Source organism: Endozoicomonas sp. ALD040 (genome assembly GCF_049275945.1).
Taxonomy (GTDB): Bacteria; Pseudomonadota; Gammaproteobacteria; order Pseudomonadales; family Endozoicomonadaceae; genus Endozoicomonas_A.
Genome location: NZ_CP184829.1, coordinates 5,552,544 through 5,573,033 on the forward strand (window position 1 = coordinate 5,552,544; position 20,490 = coordinate 5,573,033).

Genomic DNA, 20,490 nt, shown 5'->3' on the forward strand with positions numbered 1-20,490 from the left:
TACCCTGAAATTAATAAACTATAAACTGTTTTTCGTGAATATAAGAGCGAAGGGAACTCGCCTTATTCTGTGCTTGAGTTGGCTGCACAGCACTTGGATCGAGTTTCCTCTTTTCCCTCAGGATTCAGAGAGTACAGAAATATGAATTCAAGCTCAGGAAACTCTGCACCTGCTATTGGTGAGATCTCAGCAGCGTCTGGTAAAGTGATCGCCATAAAGCCGGATGGAACCCAAATAGTTCTAGAGCCAGGGGACAAAGTTTTTCTTAATGATCGGGTCGTTTCAGAAAATGGTGATCTCGTTGTCATTACAACATCGAATAATCAGGTTCTGGAACTCAGTGGTCAGCAGCCACTTACTCTTACAGACAGTGTGCTGTCCGGTCAGGATACTGATATCGATGAAGAACAGGCCGAGGAAGAGCTGGCTGATGAAGAGATTCGGGACGCTGTTGCTGAAGGAGCAGATCCCGGTTCTCCAACAGAAGCTTCAGCGGCAAAAGAAGATACCTCCGAAGAGAGAAGTCCTGACCAGACAGAACCCAGGCTTGCCCCATCAGATATCCCTGTTATCACGCTTGAAACTGATGACCAGTTAGATGAGGAATCCATTACCGAGTCTTCTGAGATCCTGACTGCCAGCAGCAGGTCTGTCACTAACGCAGTTGTTCAACAACAAGAATCTGAGAAAGAATCGGAGACTCCAGAGCCTGTCGTTATTTCGTACCAGCCTGTCGCTCAGGCATTGTCAATGGATGGTAATGAAGATTCACCGATCCTTCAGGGACAGCTTTCTGCGACAGATAATAGTGGTGGTGCTGGCGGAGCATTGACGTACTCTCTGGTTTCTGCAACGGAAGCAGGTTCAATAAATATAAGTGGTGATGGCTCTTTTGAGTTCAAGCCTGGAGCAGACTTTGACTATCTGGCAAAGGGTGAAAGCCAGACTGTTACTTTTGTTTTTGAGGTTATCAATTCACAGGGAAACAGAAGTCAGGCATCCGTAGGCATCACGATAGAAGGTGTCAACGATACGCCTGAAGTAGAGGCTCCGATTGTTCTTGATCTAAATCAGAATGACTCTGGCATTAGTCTGGATCTTTTACAAAAAGCCAGTGATAAGGATCTGGACGATGAATTGTCTGTTACCAGCCTTCGTCTGGTTTCTGGTAACGAAGCTGGCGTCAGTGTGACCGAAGAAGGATCAGAGCTGGTTATTGATCCGGAAGCTTATAAGTACCTAGCCGTTGGCGAGATGGAAATCATCACCTACGAATATCAAGTATCGGATTCACAGGGAGATTTTACGACCCAAACCGCCAGCATCACCCTGGCAGGAAGTAATGATGACCCGGTAGTTCAAAATGCAATTTTATTGAGGACTAACCAGAATGCGCCATCAAAGAGTATTGATTTGTTGGCAGGTAGTACTGATGTTGATCAGACCGACACCTTAGATGTTGTGAACCTCCGACTCACCGCCGGTGATCCGGTTGGCATCAGTATCTCGGAGGATGGTAACAGCCTGTCTCTGGATTCGTCCGCTTATAACTATTTGGCGGCAGGGGAATCAGAAAGAATTGATTACAGCTACGAAGTTGACGATGGTCATGGGGGAACGGTTAGCCAGAGTGCTTCAATAACCATTGAAGGCCTCAACGACGCTCCCACTATTAGCAATGCCACTGATGTTGCCGGTGCAGTCACCGAGATTGTCGACGGGGGTGCCGGTGAAAACAGCAACAGCCTGACCGACACTGGCTCGTTCACCATTGCTGATGTCGATCTGAGTGACCAGCAGACTGTCAGCGTCAGTGCCGGGGCTAATGGTTATCTGGGCAGCCTGACGGCCACCGTGGCGGATGACACCCAGGGCGACGGCAGCGGTCGGATTGACTGGAGTTTCAGCGTTGATGATGCCGACATCGATTACCTGGGCGCCGGTCAGACTCTGACCCAGACCTACACCGTCACAGTTGACGATGGCGAAGGCGGTACCGTTGATCAGCAGTTGACTATCACCCTGACCGGCACCAACGACGCACCTACTATTGCCAGTGCCACCGATGTTGCCGGTGCAGTCACCGAGATTGTCGACGGGGGTGCCGGTGAAAACAGCAACAGCCTGACCGACACTGGCTCGTTCACCATTGCTGATGTCGATCTGAGTGACCAGCAGACTGTCAGCGTCAGTGCCGGGGCTAATGGTTATCTGGGCAGCCTGACGGCTAGCGTGGCAGATGACACCCAGGGCGACGGTAGCGGTCGGATTGACTGGAGTTTCAGTGTTGATGATGCCGACATCGATTACCTGGGCGCCGGTCAGACTCTGACCCAAACCTACACCGTCACAGTTGACGATGGCGAAGGCGGTACCGTTGATCAGCAGGTGACTATCACCCTGACCGGCACCAATGATGCACCTACTATTGCCAGTGCCACCGATGTTGCCGGTGCAGTCACCGAGATTGTCGACGGGGGTGCCGGTGAAAACAGCAACAGCCTGACCGACACTGGCTCGTTCACCGTTGCTGATGTCGATCTGAGTGACCAGCAGACTGTCAGCGTCAGTGCCGGGGCCAATGGTTATCTGGGCAGCCTGACGGCTAGCGTGGCAGATGACACCCAGGGCGACGGCAGCGGTCGGATTGACTGGAGTTTCAGTGTTGATGATGCCGACATCGATTATCTGGGCGCCGGTCAGACTCTGACCCAGACCTACACTGTCACAGTTGACGATGGCGAAGGCGGTACCGTTGATCAGCAGGTGACTATCACCCTGACCGGCACCAACGACGCACCTACTATTACCAGTGCCACCGATGTTGCCGGTGCAGTCACCGAGATTGTCGACGGGGGTGCCGGTGAAAACAGCAACAGCCTGAGTGATACTGGCTCGTTCACCATTGCTGATGTCGATCTGAGTGACCAGCAGACTGTCAGCGTCAGTGCCGGGGCCAATGGTTATCTGGGCAGCCTGACGGCCACCGTGGCAGATGACACCCAGGGCGACGGCAGCGGTCGGATTGACTGGAGTTTCAGTGTTGATGATGCCGACATCGATTACCTGGGCGCCGGTCAGACTCTGACTCAGACCTACACCGTCACAGTTGACGATGGCGAAGGCGGTACCGTTGATCAGCAGGTGACTATCACCCTGACCGGCACCAACGACGCACCTACTATTACCAGTGCCACCGATGTTGCCGGTGCAGTCACCGAGATTGTCGACGGGGGTGCCGGTGAAAACAGCAACAGCCTGACCGACACTGGCTCGTTCACCATTGCTGATGTCGATCTGAGTGACCAGCAGACTGTCAGCGTCAGTGCCGGGGCTAATGGTTATCTGGGCAGCCTGACGGCTACTGTGGCGGACGACACTCAGGGTGACGGCAGCGGCCGGATCGACTGGAGCTTCAGTGTTGATGATGCCGACGTCGATTATCTGGGTGTCGGCCAGACCCTGACCCAAACCTACACCGTGACTGTTGATGATGGCGAAGGCGGTACTGTCGATCAGCAGGTGACTATCACCCTGACCGGAACCAACGATGCGCCTACCATCAGCAGCGCCACTGATGTCTCCGGTACAGTCACCGAGATTGTCGACGGTGGCGCCGGTGAGAACAGTAACACCCTGACCGACAGCGGCTCGTTCACTATTGCCGATGTCGATCTGAGTGATCAGCAGAGTGTCAGTGTCAGTGCCGGGGCTAATGGTTATCTGGGCAGCCTGACGGCTACTGTGGCGGACGACACCCAGGGCGACGGCAGCGGCCGGATCGACTGGAGCTTCAGTGTTGATGATGCTGACGTCGATTATCTGGGTGTCGGCCAGACCCTGACCCAAACCTACACCGTGACTGTTGATGATGGCGAAGGCGGTACTGTCGATCAGCAGGTGACTATCACCCTGACCGGAACCAACGATGCGCCTACCATCAGCAGTGCCACCGATGTCTCCGGTACAGTCACCGAGATTTTCGACGGTGGCGCCGGTGAGAACAGTAACACCCTGACCGACAGCGGCTCCTTCACTATTGCCGATGTCGATCTGAGTGATCAGCAGAGTGTCAGTGTTAGAGCCGGGGCTAATGGTTATTTGGGCAGCCTGACGGCTACCGTGGCGGACGATACTCAGGGTGACGGCAGCGGCCGGATCGACTGGAGTTTCAGTGTTGATGATGCTGACGTCGATTATCTGGGTGCCGGTCAGACTCTGACCCAGACTTATACCGTCACTGTTGACGACGGCGAAGGCGGTACTGTCGATCAGCAGGTGACTATCACCCTGACCGGAACCAACGACACGGCGGTGATCACCGGCGCTGATACCGGCAGTGTTACTGAGGACGCTGGCAACACTCTGATGACTTCCGGTATTCTGTCTGTCACCGATGTTGATGGCGGTGAAGCCAGTTTCACCCCAGAGACCGTCACCGGTAGCTACGGTTCATTGACTATTGATGGCAGTGGTAGCTGGAGCTATTCGGCGGATAACAGTCTATCGGCTATCCAGACCTTGGGGGATGGTGACACCTTGACTGAGACGGTGACAGTCAAGTCCCTGGATGGCACTACCCACGATATTGTTATCACCATTAACGGCACCAACGACACAGCGGTGATCACCGGCGCTGATACCGGCAGTGTTACTGAGGACGCTGGCAACACCCTGATGACTTCTGGCAGTCTGACTGTTACCGATGTCGATGGTGGTGAAGCCAGTTTCACTGCGGAGACCGTCACCGGTAGCTACGGTTCATTGACCATTGATGGCAGTGGTAGCTGGAGCTATTCGGCCAGTAACAGCAATGCTGACATCCAGGCTCTGGGAGATGGTGGCACCTTGACGGAGACTGTGACAGTCAAGTCCCTGGATGGCACTACCCACGATATTGTTATCACCATTAACGGCACCAACGACACGGCGGTGATCACCGGCGCTGATACCGGCAGTGTTACTGAGGACGCTGGCAACACCCTGATGACTTCCGGCAGTCTGACTGTTACCGATGTTGATGGCGGTGAAGCCAGTTTCACCCCAGAGACCATCACTGGCAGTTACGGTTCATTGACCATTGATGGCAGCGGTAGCTGGAGCTATTCGGCGGATAACAGTCTATCAGCTATCCAGTCACTGGGTGATGGTGACACCTTGACTGAGACAGTGACAGTCAAGTCCCTGGATGGCACTACCCAAGATATTGTTATCACCATTAACGGCACCAACGACGCGGCGGTGATCACCGGCGCTGATACTGGCAGTGTTACTGAGGACGCTGGCAACACCCTGATGACTTCCGGCAGTCTGACTGTTACCGATGTTGATGGCGGTGAAGCCAGTTTCACTGCAGAGACCATCACCGGCAGTTACGGTTCATTGACCATTGATGGCAGCGGTAGCTGGAGCTATTCAGCGGATAACAGTCTATCGGCTATCCAGTCATTGGGGGATGGTGACACCTTGACTGAGACAGTGACAGTCAAGTCCCTGGATGGCACTACCCACGATATTGTTATCACCATTAACGGCACCAACGACGCGGCGGTAATCACCGGCGCTGATACCGGCAGTGTTACCGAAGATGCTGGCAACACCCTGATGACTTCCGGCAGTCTGACTGTTACCGATGTTGATGGCGGTGAAGCCAGTTTCACTGCAGAGACCATCACCGGCAGTTACGGTTCATTGACCATTGATGGCAGCGGTAGCTGGAGCTATTCGGCGGATAACAGTCTATCGGCTATCCAGACCTTGGGGGATGGTGACACCTTGACTGAGACGGTGACAGTCAAGTCCCTGGATGGCACTACCCACGATATTGTTATCACCATTAACGGCACCAACGACACAGCGGTGATCACCGGCGCTGATACCGGCAGTGTTACTGAGGACGCTGGCAACACCCTGATGACTTCTGGCAGTCTGACTGTTACCGATGTCGATGGTGGTGAAGCCAGTTTCACTGCGGAGACCGTCACCGGTAGCTACGGTTCATTGACCATTGATGGCAGTGGTAGCTGGAGCTATTCGGCCAGTAACAGCAATGCTGACATCCAGGCTCTGGGAGATGGTGGCACCTTGACGGAGACTGTGACAGTCAAGTCCCTGGATGGCACTACCCACGATATTGTTATCACCATTAACGGCACCAACGACACGGCGGTGATCACCGGCGCTGATACCGGCAGTGTTACTGAGGACGCTGGCAACACCCTGATGACTTCCGGCAGTCTGACTGTTACCGATGTTGATGGCGGTGAAGCCAGTTTCACCCCAGAGACCATCACTGGCAGTTACGGTTCATTGACCATTGATGGCAGCGGTAGCTGGAGCTATTCGGCGGATAACAGTCTATCAGCTATCCAGTCACTGGGTGATGGTGACACCTTGACTGAGACAGTGACAGTCAAGTCCCTGGATGGCACTACCCAAGATATTGTTATCACCATTAACGGCACCAACGACGCGGCGGTGATCACCGGCGCTGATACTGGCAGTGTTACTGAGGACGCTGGCAACACCCTGATGACTTCCGGCAGTCTGACTGTTACCGATGTTGATGGCGGTGAAGCCAGTTTCACTGCAGAGACCATCACCGGCAGTTACGGTTCATTGACCATTGATGGCAGCGGTAGCTGGAGCTATTCAGCGGATAACAGTCTATCGGCTATCCAGTCATTGGGGGATGGTGACACCTTGACTGAGACAGTGACAGTCAAGTCCCTGGATGGCACTACCCACGATATTGTTATCACCATTAACGGCACCAACGACGCGGCGGTAATCACCGGCGCTGATACCGGCAGTGTTACCGAAGATGCTGGCAACACCCTGATGACTTCCGGCAGTCTGACTGTTACCGATGTTGATGGCGGTGAAGCCAGTTTCACTGCAGAGACCATCACCGGCAGTTACGGTTCATTGACCATTGATGGCAGCGGTAGCTGGAGCTATTCGGCGGATAACAGTCTATCGGCTATCCAGACCTTGGGGGATGGTGACACCTTGACTGAGACGGTGACAGTCAAGTCCCTGGATGGCACTACCCACGATATTGTTATCACCATTAACGGCACCAACGACACGGCGGTGATCACCGGCGCTGATACCGGCAGTGTTACTGAGGACGCTGGCAACACCCTGATGACTTCCGGCAGTCTGACTGTTACCGATGTTGATGGCGGTGAAGCCAGTTTCACTGCAGAGACCATCACCGGCAGCTACGGTTCATTGACCATTGATGGCAGTGGTAGCTGGAGCTATTCGGCGGATAACAGTCTATCAGCTATCCAGACCCTGGGGGATGGTGACACCTTGACTGAGACGGTGACAGTCAAGTCCCTGGATGGCACTACCCACGATATTGTTATCACCATTAACGGCACCAACGACACGGCGGTGATCACCGGCGCTGATACCGGCAGTGTTACTGAGGACGCTGGCAACACCCTGATGACTTCCGGCAGTCTGACTGTTACCGATGTTGATGGCGGTGAAGCCAGTTTCACTGCAGAGACTATCACCGGCAGTTACGGTTCATTGACCATTGATGGCAGCGGTAGCTGGAGCTATTCAGCGGATAACAGTCTATCGGCTATCCAGTCATTGGGGGATGGTGACACCTTGACTGAGACAGTGACAGTCAAGTCCCTGGATGGCACTACCCATGATATTGTTATCACCATTAACGGTACCAACGACGCGGCGGTAATCACCGGCGCTGATACCGGCAGTGTTACTGAGGACGCTGGCAACACTCTGATGACTTCCGGTATTCTGTCTGTCACCGATGTTGATGGCGGTGAAGCCAGTTTCACCCCAGAGACCATCACCGGCAGTTACGGTTCATTGACCATTGATGGCAGCGGTAGCTGGAGCTATTCGGCGGATAACAGTCTATCGGCTATCCAGACCTTGGGGGATGGTGACACCTTGACTGAGACGGTGACAGTCAAGTCCCTGGATGGCACTACCCACGATATTGTTATCACCATTAACGGCACCAACGACGCAGCGGTGATCACCGGCGCTGATACCGGCAGTGTTACTGAGGACGCTGGCAACACTCTGATGACTTCCGGTAGTCTGTCTGTCACCGATGTTGATGGCGGTGAAGCCAGTTTCACCCCAGAGACCGTCACCGGCAGCTACGGTTCATTGACCATTGATGGCAGTGGCAGCTGGAGCTATTCGGCGAGCAACAGCCATGCTGACATTCAGGCCCTGGAGGTTGGTGACACCTTGACTGAGACTTTGACAGTCAAGTCCCTGGATGGCACTACCCACGATATTGTTATCACTATTAACGGCGCCAACGACGCGGCGGTGATCACCGGCGATGATACCGGCAGTGTCACTGAGGATGCGAGCAACACCCTGATGGCTTCTGGCAGTCTGACTGTTACCGACGTCGATAGTGGTGAAGCCAGTTTCACCCCAGAGACCGTCACCGGCAGCTACGGTTCATTGACTATGGCCAGCGACGGCAGCTGGAGCTATTCGGCCAGCAATAGTCAGGCTGACATTCAGGCTCTGGGGGATGGTGACACCCTGACCGATACTGTCACCGTGAAGTCCTTGGATGGCACAACCCACAATATTGTTATTACCATTAACGGCACCAACGACGCGGCAGTGATCACCGGCGCTGATACCGGCAGTGTTACTGAGGACTCCAGCAATACCCTGATGACCTCCGGCAGCCTGACTGTTACCGATGTTGATGGCGGTGAGGCCAGTTTCACCCCAGAGACCGTCACCGGCAGCTACGGTTCATTGACTATGGCTAGCGATGGCAGCTGGAGCTATTCGGCCAGCAACAGTCAGGCCCTGGGGGATGGCGACACTCTGACCGATACTGTCACGGTGAAGTCCCTGGATGGCACTACCCACGATATTGTTATCACCATCAACGGTACCAACGATGCTGCGGTGATCACCGGCGCTGATACCGGCAGCGTCACTGAGGATGCGAGCAACACCCTGATGGCTTCTGGCAGTCTGACTGTTACCGACGTCGATAGTGGTGAAGCCAGTTTCACCCCAGAGACCGTCACCGGCAGCTACGGTTCATTGACTATGGCTAGCGACGGCAGCTGGAGCTATTCGGCCAGCAACAGTCAGGCCGACATTCAGGCCCTGGGGGATGGCGACACTCTGACCGATACTGTCACGGTGAAGTCCCTGGATGGCACTACCCACGATATTGTTATCACCATCAACGGTACCAACGATGCTGCGGTGATCACCGGCGCTGATACCGGCAGCGTCACTGAGGATGCGAGCAACACCCTGATGGCTTCTGGCAGTCTGACTGTTACCGACGTCGATAGTGGTGAAGCCAGTTTCACCCCAGAGACCGTCACCGGCAGCTACGGTTCATTGACTATGGCTAGCGACGGCAGCTGGAGCTATTCGGCCAGCAGCAGTCAGGCCGACATTCAGGCCCTGGGGGATGGCGACACTGTGACCGATACTGTCACGGTGCAGTCCCTGGATGGCACTACCCACGATATTGTTATCACCATCAACGGTACCAACGATGCTGCGGTGATCACCGGTACTGACACCGGCAGCGTCACTGAGGATGCGAGCAACACCCTGATGGCTTCTGGCAGTCTGACTGTCACCGACGTCGATAGTGGTGAAGCCAGTTTCACCCCAGAGACCGTCACCGGCAGCTACGGTTCATTGACTATGGCTAGCGACGGCAGCTGGAGCTATTCGGCTAGCAACAGTCAGGCCGACATTCAGGCTCTGGGGGATGGTGACACCCTGACCGATACTGTCACCGTGAAGTCCTTGGATGGCACTACCCACAATATTGTTATTACCATTAACGGCACCAACGACGCGGCAGTGATCACCGGCGCTGATACCGGCAGTGTTACTGAGGACTCCAGCAATACCCTGATGACCTCCGGCAGCCTGACTGTTACCGATGTTGATGGCGGTGAGGCCAGTTTCACCCCAGAGACCGTCACCGGCAGCTACGGTTCATTGACCATTGATGGCAGTGGTAGCTGGAGCTATTCGGCCAGTAACAGCAATGCTGACATCCAGGCTCTGGGAGATGGTGGCACCTTGACGGAGACTGTGACAGTCAAGTCTCTGGATGGCACTACCCACGATATTCTTATCACCATTGACGGCACCAACGACACGGCGGTGATCACCGGCGCTGATACCGGCAGTGTTACTGAGGACGCTGGCAACACCCTGATGACTTCCGGCAGTCTGACTGTTACCGATGTTGATGGCGGTGAAGCCAGTTTCACTGCGGAGACCGTCACCGGTAGCTACGGTTCATTGACCATTGATGGCAGCGGCAGCTGGAGCTATTCGGCGGATAACAGTCTATCGGCTATCCAGACCCTGGGGGATGGTGACACCCTGACCGAGACGGTGACAGTCAAGTCCCTGGATGGCACTACCCAAGATATTGTTATCACCATTAACGGCACCAACGACGCGGCGGTAATCACCGGCGCTGATACCGGCAGTGTTACTGAGGACGCTGGCAACACCCTGATGACTTCCGGCAGTCTGACTGTTACCGATGTTGATGGCGGTGAAGCCAGTTTCACTGCAGAGACCATCACCGGCAGTTACGGTTCATTGACCATTGATGGCAGCGGTAGCTGGAGCTATTCAGCGGATAACAGTCTATCAGCTATCCAGTCTCTGGGGGATGGTGACACCTTGACTGAGACAGTGACAGTCAAGTCCCAAGATGGCACTAACCACGATATTGTTATCACCATTAACGGCACCAACGACGCGGCGGTAATCACCGGCGCTGATACCGGCAGTGTTACCGAAGATGCTGGCAACACCCTGATGACTTCCGGCAGCTTGGCTGTCACCGATGTTGATGGCGGCGAGGCCAGTTTCACTGCAGAGACCGTCACCGGCAGCTATGGTTCATTGACTATGGCCAGCGACGGCAGCTGGAGCTATTCGGCCAGTAACAGCCATGCTGATATTCAGGCCCTGGGGGATGGTGACACCTTGACCGAGACTTTGACGGTCAAGTCCCTGGATGGCACTACCCACAACATTGTTATCACCATCAATGGCACCAACGACGCGGCGGTGATTACCGGCGCTGATACCGGTAGTGTTACTGAGGACGCGGGCAACACTCTGATGACTTCTGGCAGTCTGACTGTTACCGATGTTGATGGTGGTGAAGCCAGTTTCACCGCAGAGACCGTCACCGGCAGCTACGGTTCATTGACTATGGCCAGCGACGGCAGCTGGAGCTATTCGGCCAGTAACAGCCATGCCGACATTCAGGCCCTGGGGGATGGCGACACCTTGACCGAGACCATCACCGTGCAGTCCCTGGATGGCACTACCCACAACATTGTTATCACCATCAATGGCACCAACGACGCGGCGGTGATTACCGGCGCTGATACCGGTAGTGTTACTGAGGACGCGGGCAACACCCTGACGACTTCCGGCAGCCTGACGGTCACCGATGTTGATGGTGGTGAAGCCAGTTTCACCGCAGAGACCGTCACCGGCAGCTACGGTTCATTGACTATGGCCAGCGACGGCAGCTGGAGCTATTCGGCCAGTAACAGCCATGCTGATATTCAGGCCCTGGGGGATGGCGACACCTTGACCGAGACCATCACCGTGCAGTCCCTGGATGGCACTACCCATAATATTGTTATCACCATCAACGGCACCAACGACGCGGCGGTGATTACCGGCGCTGATACCGGTAGTGTTACTGAGGACGCGGTCAACACCCTGACGACTTCCGGCAGCCTGACTGTCACCGATGTTGATGGTGGTGAAGCCAGTTTCACCGCAGAGACCGTCACCGGCAGCTACGGTTCATTGACTATGGCCAGCGACGGCAGCTGGAGCTATTCGGCCAGTAACAGCCATGCCGACATTCAGGCCCTGGGGGATGGCGACACCTTGACCGAGACCATCACCGTGCAGTCCCTGGATGGCACTACCCATAATATTGTTATCACCATCAACGGCACCAACGATGCGGCGGTGGTCACTGGTGCTGACACAGGCAGTGTCACTGAGGACGCGGGCAACACCCTGATGACTTCCGGCAGCTTGGCTGTCACCGATGTTGATGGCGGCGAGGCCAGTTTCACTGCAGAGACCGTCACCGGCAGCTACGGTTCATTGACTATGGCCAGCGACGGCAGCTGGAGCTATTCGGCGAGCAACAGTCAGGCCGACATTCAGGCCCTGGGGGATGGTGATACCTTGACCGAGACTTTGACGGTCAAGTCCCTGGATGGCACTACCCACAACATTGTTATCACCATCAATGGCACCAACGACGCGGCGGTGATTACCGGCGCTGATACCGGCAGTGTCACTGAGGATGCTGGTAACACGCTGACGACCTCGGGTAGCCTAACTGTCACTGATGTTGATGGTGGTGAAGCCAGTTTCACCCCAGAGACCGTCACCGGCAGCTACGGTTCATTGACTATGGCCAGCGACGGCAGCTGGAGCTATTCGGCGAGCAACAGCCAGGCCGACATTCAGGCCCTGGGGGATGGTGACACCCTGACCGAGACGGTGACGGTGAAGTCCCTGGATGGCACTACCCACGATATTGTTATCACCATTAACGGCACCAACGATGCACCTACTGCTGCGGATAATAACCTAAGTCTCAGTGAGGCGGGACAGCATACCTTTACCAATGCAGAATTCGGATTCAGCGATGTGGATTCCGGGGATAGCCTTGCTTCCATTACCTTGACGTCACTGCCCACTACGGGGAGCCTGACGTTGAACGGCAGTGCTGTCTCCGTTAACCAGGTGATCAGTGCCGGAGATATCCCCAACTTGGTGTTTACTGCAGATGCCAGCATTAACGGTAGCCACCATGGCAGTATAGGTTTCAAAGTGAGTGATGGTGCACTGGAGAGCAGCGCCCATACCATTGACTTTTATACACCGCCTAAAATTGATTCGGTGATGCTGGATGGCAGTTTCCAGCCTGTAATCACAGGTACCGGTCAACCAGATGCCGTCCTGAATTTCACTATTAATGGTAACAATTACAGTGCATCGGTTGGCAGTGATGGTAACTGGAGTTTCACGCCCTCGTTAACACTGAACGATGGTGATCCGCTGAATATCAGTGTTACCTCTACGGAAGCAGGTGGTATTGCCAGTTCTGCGACCACTTATAGTGCAAATGTTAGCCGTGGTGACGCTCAGGATAATACCGTAACAGGCGGCAACAACACTGACTTTATGTATGGTGATGCAGGTGCGGATGTGCTCACTGGTGGTGAGGGCGATGATTGGTTAACGGGTGGTAGTGGTCAGGATCGTTTTGTCTGGCAGGCTGGCGATGGTGGCTCGGCCGGTGATCCGGCCATTGACCGCATTACCGATTTTTCCGTCGGTGCCGGTGGTGACATTCTCGATTTGCACTCCCTTCTCAGTGGCGAGGAAAATACCACCGCAGATCAGTTTATTCATTTCCGCACAGAAGGCAGTGATACCATCATTGATGTCAGCGTTGTTGCCGGTGGTGATGTAATACAGCAGATTGTGCTGGAAAACACAGATCTCTCGCCGCTGGGTAATACGGACCAGGAAATTATTGAGCAGCTACTGAGCGATGGTCAGCTCACCCTTGCCCGAACCATTGCCATTGATAACAACATAATGGGTGACAACCAGATCAGCGCTGCCGAAGAAGGTGCCGTTCTCGTTTCCGGTGTTGGTGAGCCTGGTGCTTCCATTCAGGTCGAAATTGAAGACACATCAGCTGCGACTGTCTCCGCCACCGTCACGGTTAGACTGGATGGCACCTGGAGTTTGGCGGGTAGCGAACTGGATGTCAGTGCTCTGTCTGACGGCCAGCTCGATATTACCGTTACCCAGACTGACAGTGCTGGCAATGTCACAACGGATAATTCAACCGTCATGTTCTCCGGTACTGCTCCCACCCTGTCCTCTGCTGAAATCGTGGCCAATACCCAGAATCTGGTGCTGACTTTTAGTGAAAATATGGACAGGGACAGCACCCCTGATCTGGCTGACTTTGATGTAGCCATTGATGGTAGTGCTGTCAATGTTCTAAACATCTCCTACCTCAACGATACCCAGATTCGCCTCAGTCTTGACACTGCGGTCAGTCCCTCGGGCAATTTGACGCTTGATTACACACCGGGCAGTAATGTTCTTCAGGAACAGGTAGGGATCAACCCGTTTGCGGCATTGAGCGGTTTTTCAGCCACGGTGACACCTGATGTTTCAGCAGCAGTCCGCCAGAATATGACAGTAGAGGGTGACCAGCTGATCGTTGAGTATAACGAAGCACTTGACCCTGGCAGCGTTCCTGACAACAGCGCCTTCACTCTGTCTCTGGTGGGTGGCGGCAGCCGCACGGTATCAAACGTCAGCATTTCCGGTAGCCGAATGACATTGACCCTGGACAGCCCGGTTGGCGATTCAGATATCGTTCAGCTGTCCTATAGCGTGGTGGATGCCAGCAATAATGGGGGTGGTCCCATTCAAGATGCCCAGGGCAATGATAGCAGTGATTTCACTAGTGCTCTGGTTGAGAATAATACCGACACCTCGGTACCCACACTCAACAATGCTGTGGTAGACGGTGATACCCTCATCCTGACTTACTCGGAGGATCTGAACGAGAGTGTCAGCCTGACCGGTATTCTGGATGTTGAAGTGGCGGGTGCCAGCAGGTCGATCAGCAGTGCCTCGATCAGTGGCAATCAGGTGACGGTGCAGCTGACCAGTCCTGTGGCAGACGGGGAGTCGGTGACGTTCAGTTACAGTCCGTCCAGTGCTGACAGCAGTAGTAACAACGACCGGGTCGAAGACTTGCGAGGCTTTGATGCCGCTGCCCTCAATCATGGCGACGTGACCGTCACCAATATCACGGATACGATTTCGCCCAGCCTTTCCACCGCCGAGGTGGATGGTAACACTGTGACATTAACCTTCAGTGAGGCATTGAATGGTAATGCCACCATCAACCCCTCCCTGTTCAGTATTGTCGTAGATGGGCAAAGTGAATCGGTCAGTAGCCTTGCCATCAACGGCCAGCAACTGACCCTGACGCTCTCCAAAGCGATTACCGATGGCCAGTCGGTGACTCTGGATTACACTCCGCCCGCTGCGGGCAGTGCTCTGGACAATGATCGCCTGGAAGACCTTGTCGGCAATGACACTTCTTCGATATCCAGCTTCTCCGTCGACAACGTGACCAACAGCGGTGGTAACCCGGAAGTCGTGCGCCTTTACAGTGATGACGCGGATCAGTGGTATCGCGATGGTGACACCATTACCGTCAAAGTAGAGTTTTCTGAGCCAGTTCAGGTGACAGGGAACCCAACCCTGCAGCTGGAAACAGGAACCATTGATCGCCTTGCTACCTACAGCGGTGGGACAGGAACGAATGTCCTGTCATTTACCTACACGGTGGCTAACCCTGATGAGTCTGCCGACCTCAATGCATTATCCACCTCTGCACTGGATCTTGGTGGCGGTACGATTGCCGACCTTTTAGGTAACAACGCAGACTTGCTCCTGCCTGAGCTGAATGAAGCCGGAGCCCTGGCTCAACAAAACGACATCAGGATTGATACGGTGTCTCCTACCGTAGGGCTCAGCAGCAGCTCAGCCAGTTCAGCGGGCATTCTGACGCTCTCCGGCGATGGTTTCAGCTCACTGCTGTCACCAGGTGAGTCTACCGATACCGATCTGACTGGCAGACTGGACTGGTCAAAACTTTCATGGCGGGTTGTAGACAATAGCGGTAGTAACACAGATATCAGCTTTAGCGCTGCTGATATTGAATCCGCTCTGGCCGTGAACGATCAACAATTGAACATCAAGATCAGCAGTAACAAGCTTGCCAGCATGCGTGCCACTTCAGGCTATGGTAACGAGGAAGGTCAGGATCTGATCCGGATTACCAGTGATGGCTTCTTCCAGGATGCGGCTGGTAACACCATGAACGATGGCAACAGCGCTGGCGTGGAGATCTTCATACTGCCTCCTGATGGTATTGCACCTTCTATCAGCGGTGTCACCAGCCTGACAGCGGATGGGGAATACGCAACGGGTTCCGTTATCCGTTTGCAGGTGAGCTTTGATGAGGCCGTGGAGGTGACGGGTACGCCGGTACTGTTGTTGGGCACTGGTGACAATATCTCTGCTGCCCGGTTCAGTTCCGGGTCTGGCACTCAGGAGCTGGTGTTTGAGTACACCGTTCAGCCAGGAGATGAGGCGCCTGACCTGGATGTGCTCAGTGCCAGTGCCTTGCAGCTTAATGGTGGCACGATTAAAGACCTCTCGGGCAACGCCGCTGTGCTGACAGTACCTGTTGCCGCCAATAGCGATTCACTGGCCAGTACGGCGGATATCTTGATTGATGGCTCCGCCCCTGATGTGTCGATTACCGGGGTGACTCTGGCTCCCGAAGGCGCCAATGATCAAAAGCTGACCATCAATGGCAGTGGTTTTGATGCGTTACTGGGCAGTGGCGAATCCGTTGGCCTGAGCCTGACAGGAGACGAGCTGTCACGGTTTGACTGGAGCAAGCTGTCTATAAAACTGAAACAGCCTGATGGTAGCTTTGAAAGTGTCAGTCTTGACGCCTCCGATATTGGTTCAGTAGAGATTCACAACAACCGGCTTGAGATTGTCATTGATGAAGGCGTCAACAAGGTACTGGACAACAACGGTTTCAGTACCGTATCAGGTGATACAGCACTGGACATCAGTCAAGGCTTTATGGCTGACCGGGCGGGCAACCGATCTACTACCGATGCCCTTGCTGATCAGGCGGTCACTGTCACCAGCAACGGCGCTACGGTTCTTAATGTTTCCTCCGATACCGTAGACGGAAGCTATCAGGCCGGTGATGAGATTCTGATTCGCGTTCGGTTCAGTGAAAAGGTCTCGCTGCAAAATTACGACGCCAACAATGATCCTCTCTTGTTGTTGCTCAATGACAGGCAGCCGACCCTCCCGGCCGATCCTTATGGGGGTAATGCCGTTTATGTCTCCGGTGATGGCACCAGGGAGTTTGTGTTCCGCCATACCGTGAGTGCCGGGGAAAACATTGATGACCTTAACTATCGTGATACCAGTTCCCTGACATTCAGTAACGGCGTTTCAGGTTCGCCGGCTGTGAGTTCCCTGGTCAACGGTGCTGGCAGCAGCGTCAGCCTGACATTGCCCGGAACCGCCAGCACTGAATCACTGGCAGGTAGCAGTGACATTGTTATTGACACAGATGCAGCTACCACCACCATCACCAGTGCCGCCTACGATGAAAACAACAATCAGCTCCTGCTGAAGGGAGCGGACTTTGATCAACTGCTGAACAACAGCGAAAGTGCCACCGCCGATCTTTCAGGCAGGCTGGACTGGAGCAAGCTGGTGATTGATATCGACAAGGATGACGGTATCACACAAAACGTCAGCTTCTCTGCCAGTGATGTGACGGTTGCCCGTCTGGCGGGAACGGATACCCTGTCGATCCAGTTGACTGACGCCAAGGCTGCTGAACTTGAGGGTATTTTTGGCTACAAGGGCTCGGAGGACGGTGTTGATATCCAGGCGGGATTCCTGAGGGATCTGGCGGGTAACGAAGGGGCAGCGGCAGTCAGTGACCTGACCCTGGATTACGCCGATATTGCTGCTCCGACAGTGGTGCAGGTAAGTTTTGAAGATCCTGGTCGATTTATTAATGGCGATGAGGTGGTCATTCTTATCCAGCTGAGTGAGTCTGTGTCCATCACTGGTATTGACGCCTCTGATGCCAGCACCTACCCAACCCTGACACTTGATAACGGCGCTGTGGCCACCTTTGACAGTGGTGCAGGTACCGATACATTGAGGTTTGTCTATACCGTTGGCTCGGGCAACAGTGAAAACACCCTGGGGCTTAACTATGCCTCGGATACGGCACTGACCATACCTGCTGGAGTCATGGTCTTTGACTCCGCAGGGAATAACATGCTGACCACGCTGCCTTCGGTTAACAGTAACGATGCCCTGGCCCAGACAGGCAATGCCATCATTGACGTTAATGCTCCAGAAATTACCTCAGTCGACAGCCTGACCTCGGATGGCCCTTACAATGAAGGCAAGGTGGTTCAGATCGAGGTATCTTTTACCGAAGCTGTTGATATTACAGGAATTCCAGCCCTTAACCTGGATACCGGAGGTCAGGCCACCTACTCCAGTGGTGCCGGAACAGATAAGCTGGTGTTCAATTACACGGTTGGCAGCGGTGAGGATAGCTCTGACCTGGATGTCAGCAGTCTGGATTTGTCAAATGGCAGCATTACAGACCTCGCCGGTAATTCTGTTGATGTCAGTTCGCTACCAACTGGAGCAGATGTTAATTCTCTGGCGAGCAATGCTGCACTTGAAATTGATACCACTGATCCTTCTTTGCCTGGTCTGGGTGCCGTCAATATATGGGCAGGTAATAGCGGCCACCCAGGTGCAATATTTATTTATTCGGATGGCTTTAATACGCTTAATTCAAACGAAGTTAGTCAGATGACTCCGGACTGGAGTAAGCTGTATGTCGAAAATAAAGATACGGGTGATCGGCATTACTTCAAGGATGGGGATTTTGCGACGGACAGTTTTTCACGGCACAATTCCATTCAGTATGAGATGAATATAGAGCTGACCCAGGAAGGTGGCGAGTCCTTTAAAGAAAATTTCCGGGGTTATACCGACTGGCCTGATAAGCTCGTAGTGCATGTTGAGGAAGGCTTTTTGGTGGATCGTGCAGGAAACGATTATGCTTTTTCATCCCCACAAAATGGTTTGGATATGGAGGTGCTGCACCATTTGGATTCTGGAGGGAAATCATCCATTCAGAATAATGAAATTACTGATATCCGTGTTGTTTCAAATAACGATACTTACAAGGCGGGTGAAGAGCTGCTGATTCAAGTGGACTTTAACCATGTCGTTAAACTGAATTACAGTACAACCCCAGAACTGAGATTTGATATTGGTGGCGTTCAGCGTTCAGCGGTACTTGATACTTCAGCCCACCCGACCAGTGAATACAATAACAGCTTTTTGTTCCGATACACTATTCAAAGTGGTGACAACGTCAGTGGCAGTATTTCCCTTGCGGCGTCCAACCCGATTGACACGGTGTTTAAGGAACCTGATAGTTACGGATGGTCTAGTGGTGAGGTCAGTGTCAACTCAGATCGAAACATAACCCTGACACCGCCTTCAGGAGCAGGTTCTCTGGATAACAACAGTTCAGATCTGATTATTGATACGACCGCTCCTCTTACCACCATTGCATCGGCCAGTTATGACCCCGATACCAATCAGCTGGAGCTGTCGGGTTCAAACTTCAATGATATTTTAAGTGGCAACACCGCCGCTGACAGTGCTGAGTTAAGGCTGGTGCTGGACTGGAGCAAGATCAGTTACAAGGTCAATGGATCATTGACCGAGAGCTTCACTGAAGATGATGTACTGTCCGCCAAAGTGTTGGATAACAACAAACTCGTTATTGAGTTGGCAGCGGCCAAAGCTGATAGTATTGAAACCAACTCCGGTGGTGATTATAGCGATGATACGCTGGATGTCTCCGCCGGATTTATAAAGGATCTGGCTGGTAATGAGTCTACCACCGACGCGCTTTCTGCAGGCAGCGTGACTCAGGCGGATTTGAAAGCACCTGATTTAACCTCATCCCTGGCGTCCAGTAATGAACTGGTGCTGGGCTTCTCCGAAGCCATTTCCGGCTCGCCCTCGAACTCTGACTTTACCGTTCAAATTGACGGCAGTGCACGTCTGGTGACTGGAGTTGCCATAAGCGGTCAAGAAGTTACCGTGACTTTTGATGGTGCCCAGATTGACGGTTCAGAACAGTTATTGTTCAGTTACACCGGCAGTAGCCTGAGTGACAGCAGTGGTAATGATGTGGTCACCATCAGTGACCGGGTGGCAGGCTTTGACCATAGTTCCAGTGCCGGTTTGGATACTCTGATTGGCGATATCGGGGACGATATTTTCACCATTGACCATGACGATGTCACTGCTTCTGGCGGCCTGGGGGCTGATATCTTTGATTTTAATGCCACCGGCACTGCGCAAAACCCTGCCGAGCTGATTATTACCGATTTCAACACCGATGAAGGCGACGTGTTGAAGCTGGATGATATTCTGGTGGATCCAAGTGACAGCCTTGATGAGCATTTCCATTTTGTTGCCAGCGGCAATGATACCGTGATGGAAATCAGTGACACGGCCAATGGCGATGTCACGAAGAAAGTCACTTTCAAGGAAGTTGACCTGTTCGCCCTGGGCGGCAGTGATGCTGATATTCTTAATAACCTGATGGATAACAATAATCTCGATCATGGTACCAGTCCTTAGACTGGATATTTAATAGAGTGTCAAACTTATCGTTCTGTTATTTTTTCGAATGACACATTCTGTTGCCCTGTT

Annotated in this window: 1 protein-coding gene; it reads left to right on the forward strand. The window is 53.6% G+C overall.

Annotation, left to right across the window (positions count from 1 at the left end):
* Positions 1–141 precede the first annotated feature (141 nt).
* Positions 142–20,418 carry a VCBS domain-containing protein gene (locus ACOJUN_RS20075; protein WP_422133658.1) on the forward strand — a complete coding sequence of 6,759 codons (20,277 nt, stop codon included), beginning with the start codon at positions 142–144 and terminating at the stop codon, positions 20,416–20,418.
* Positions 20,419–20,490: the final 72 nt, after the last annotated feature.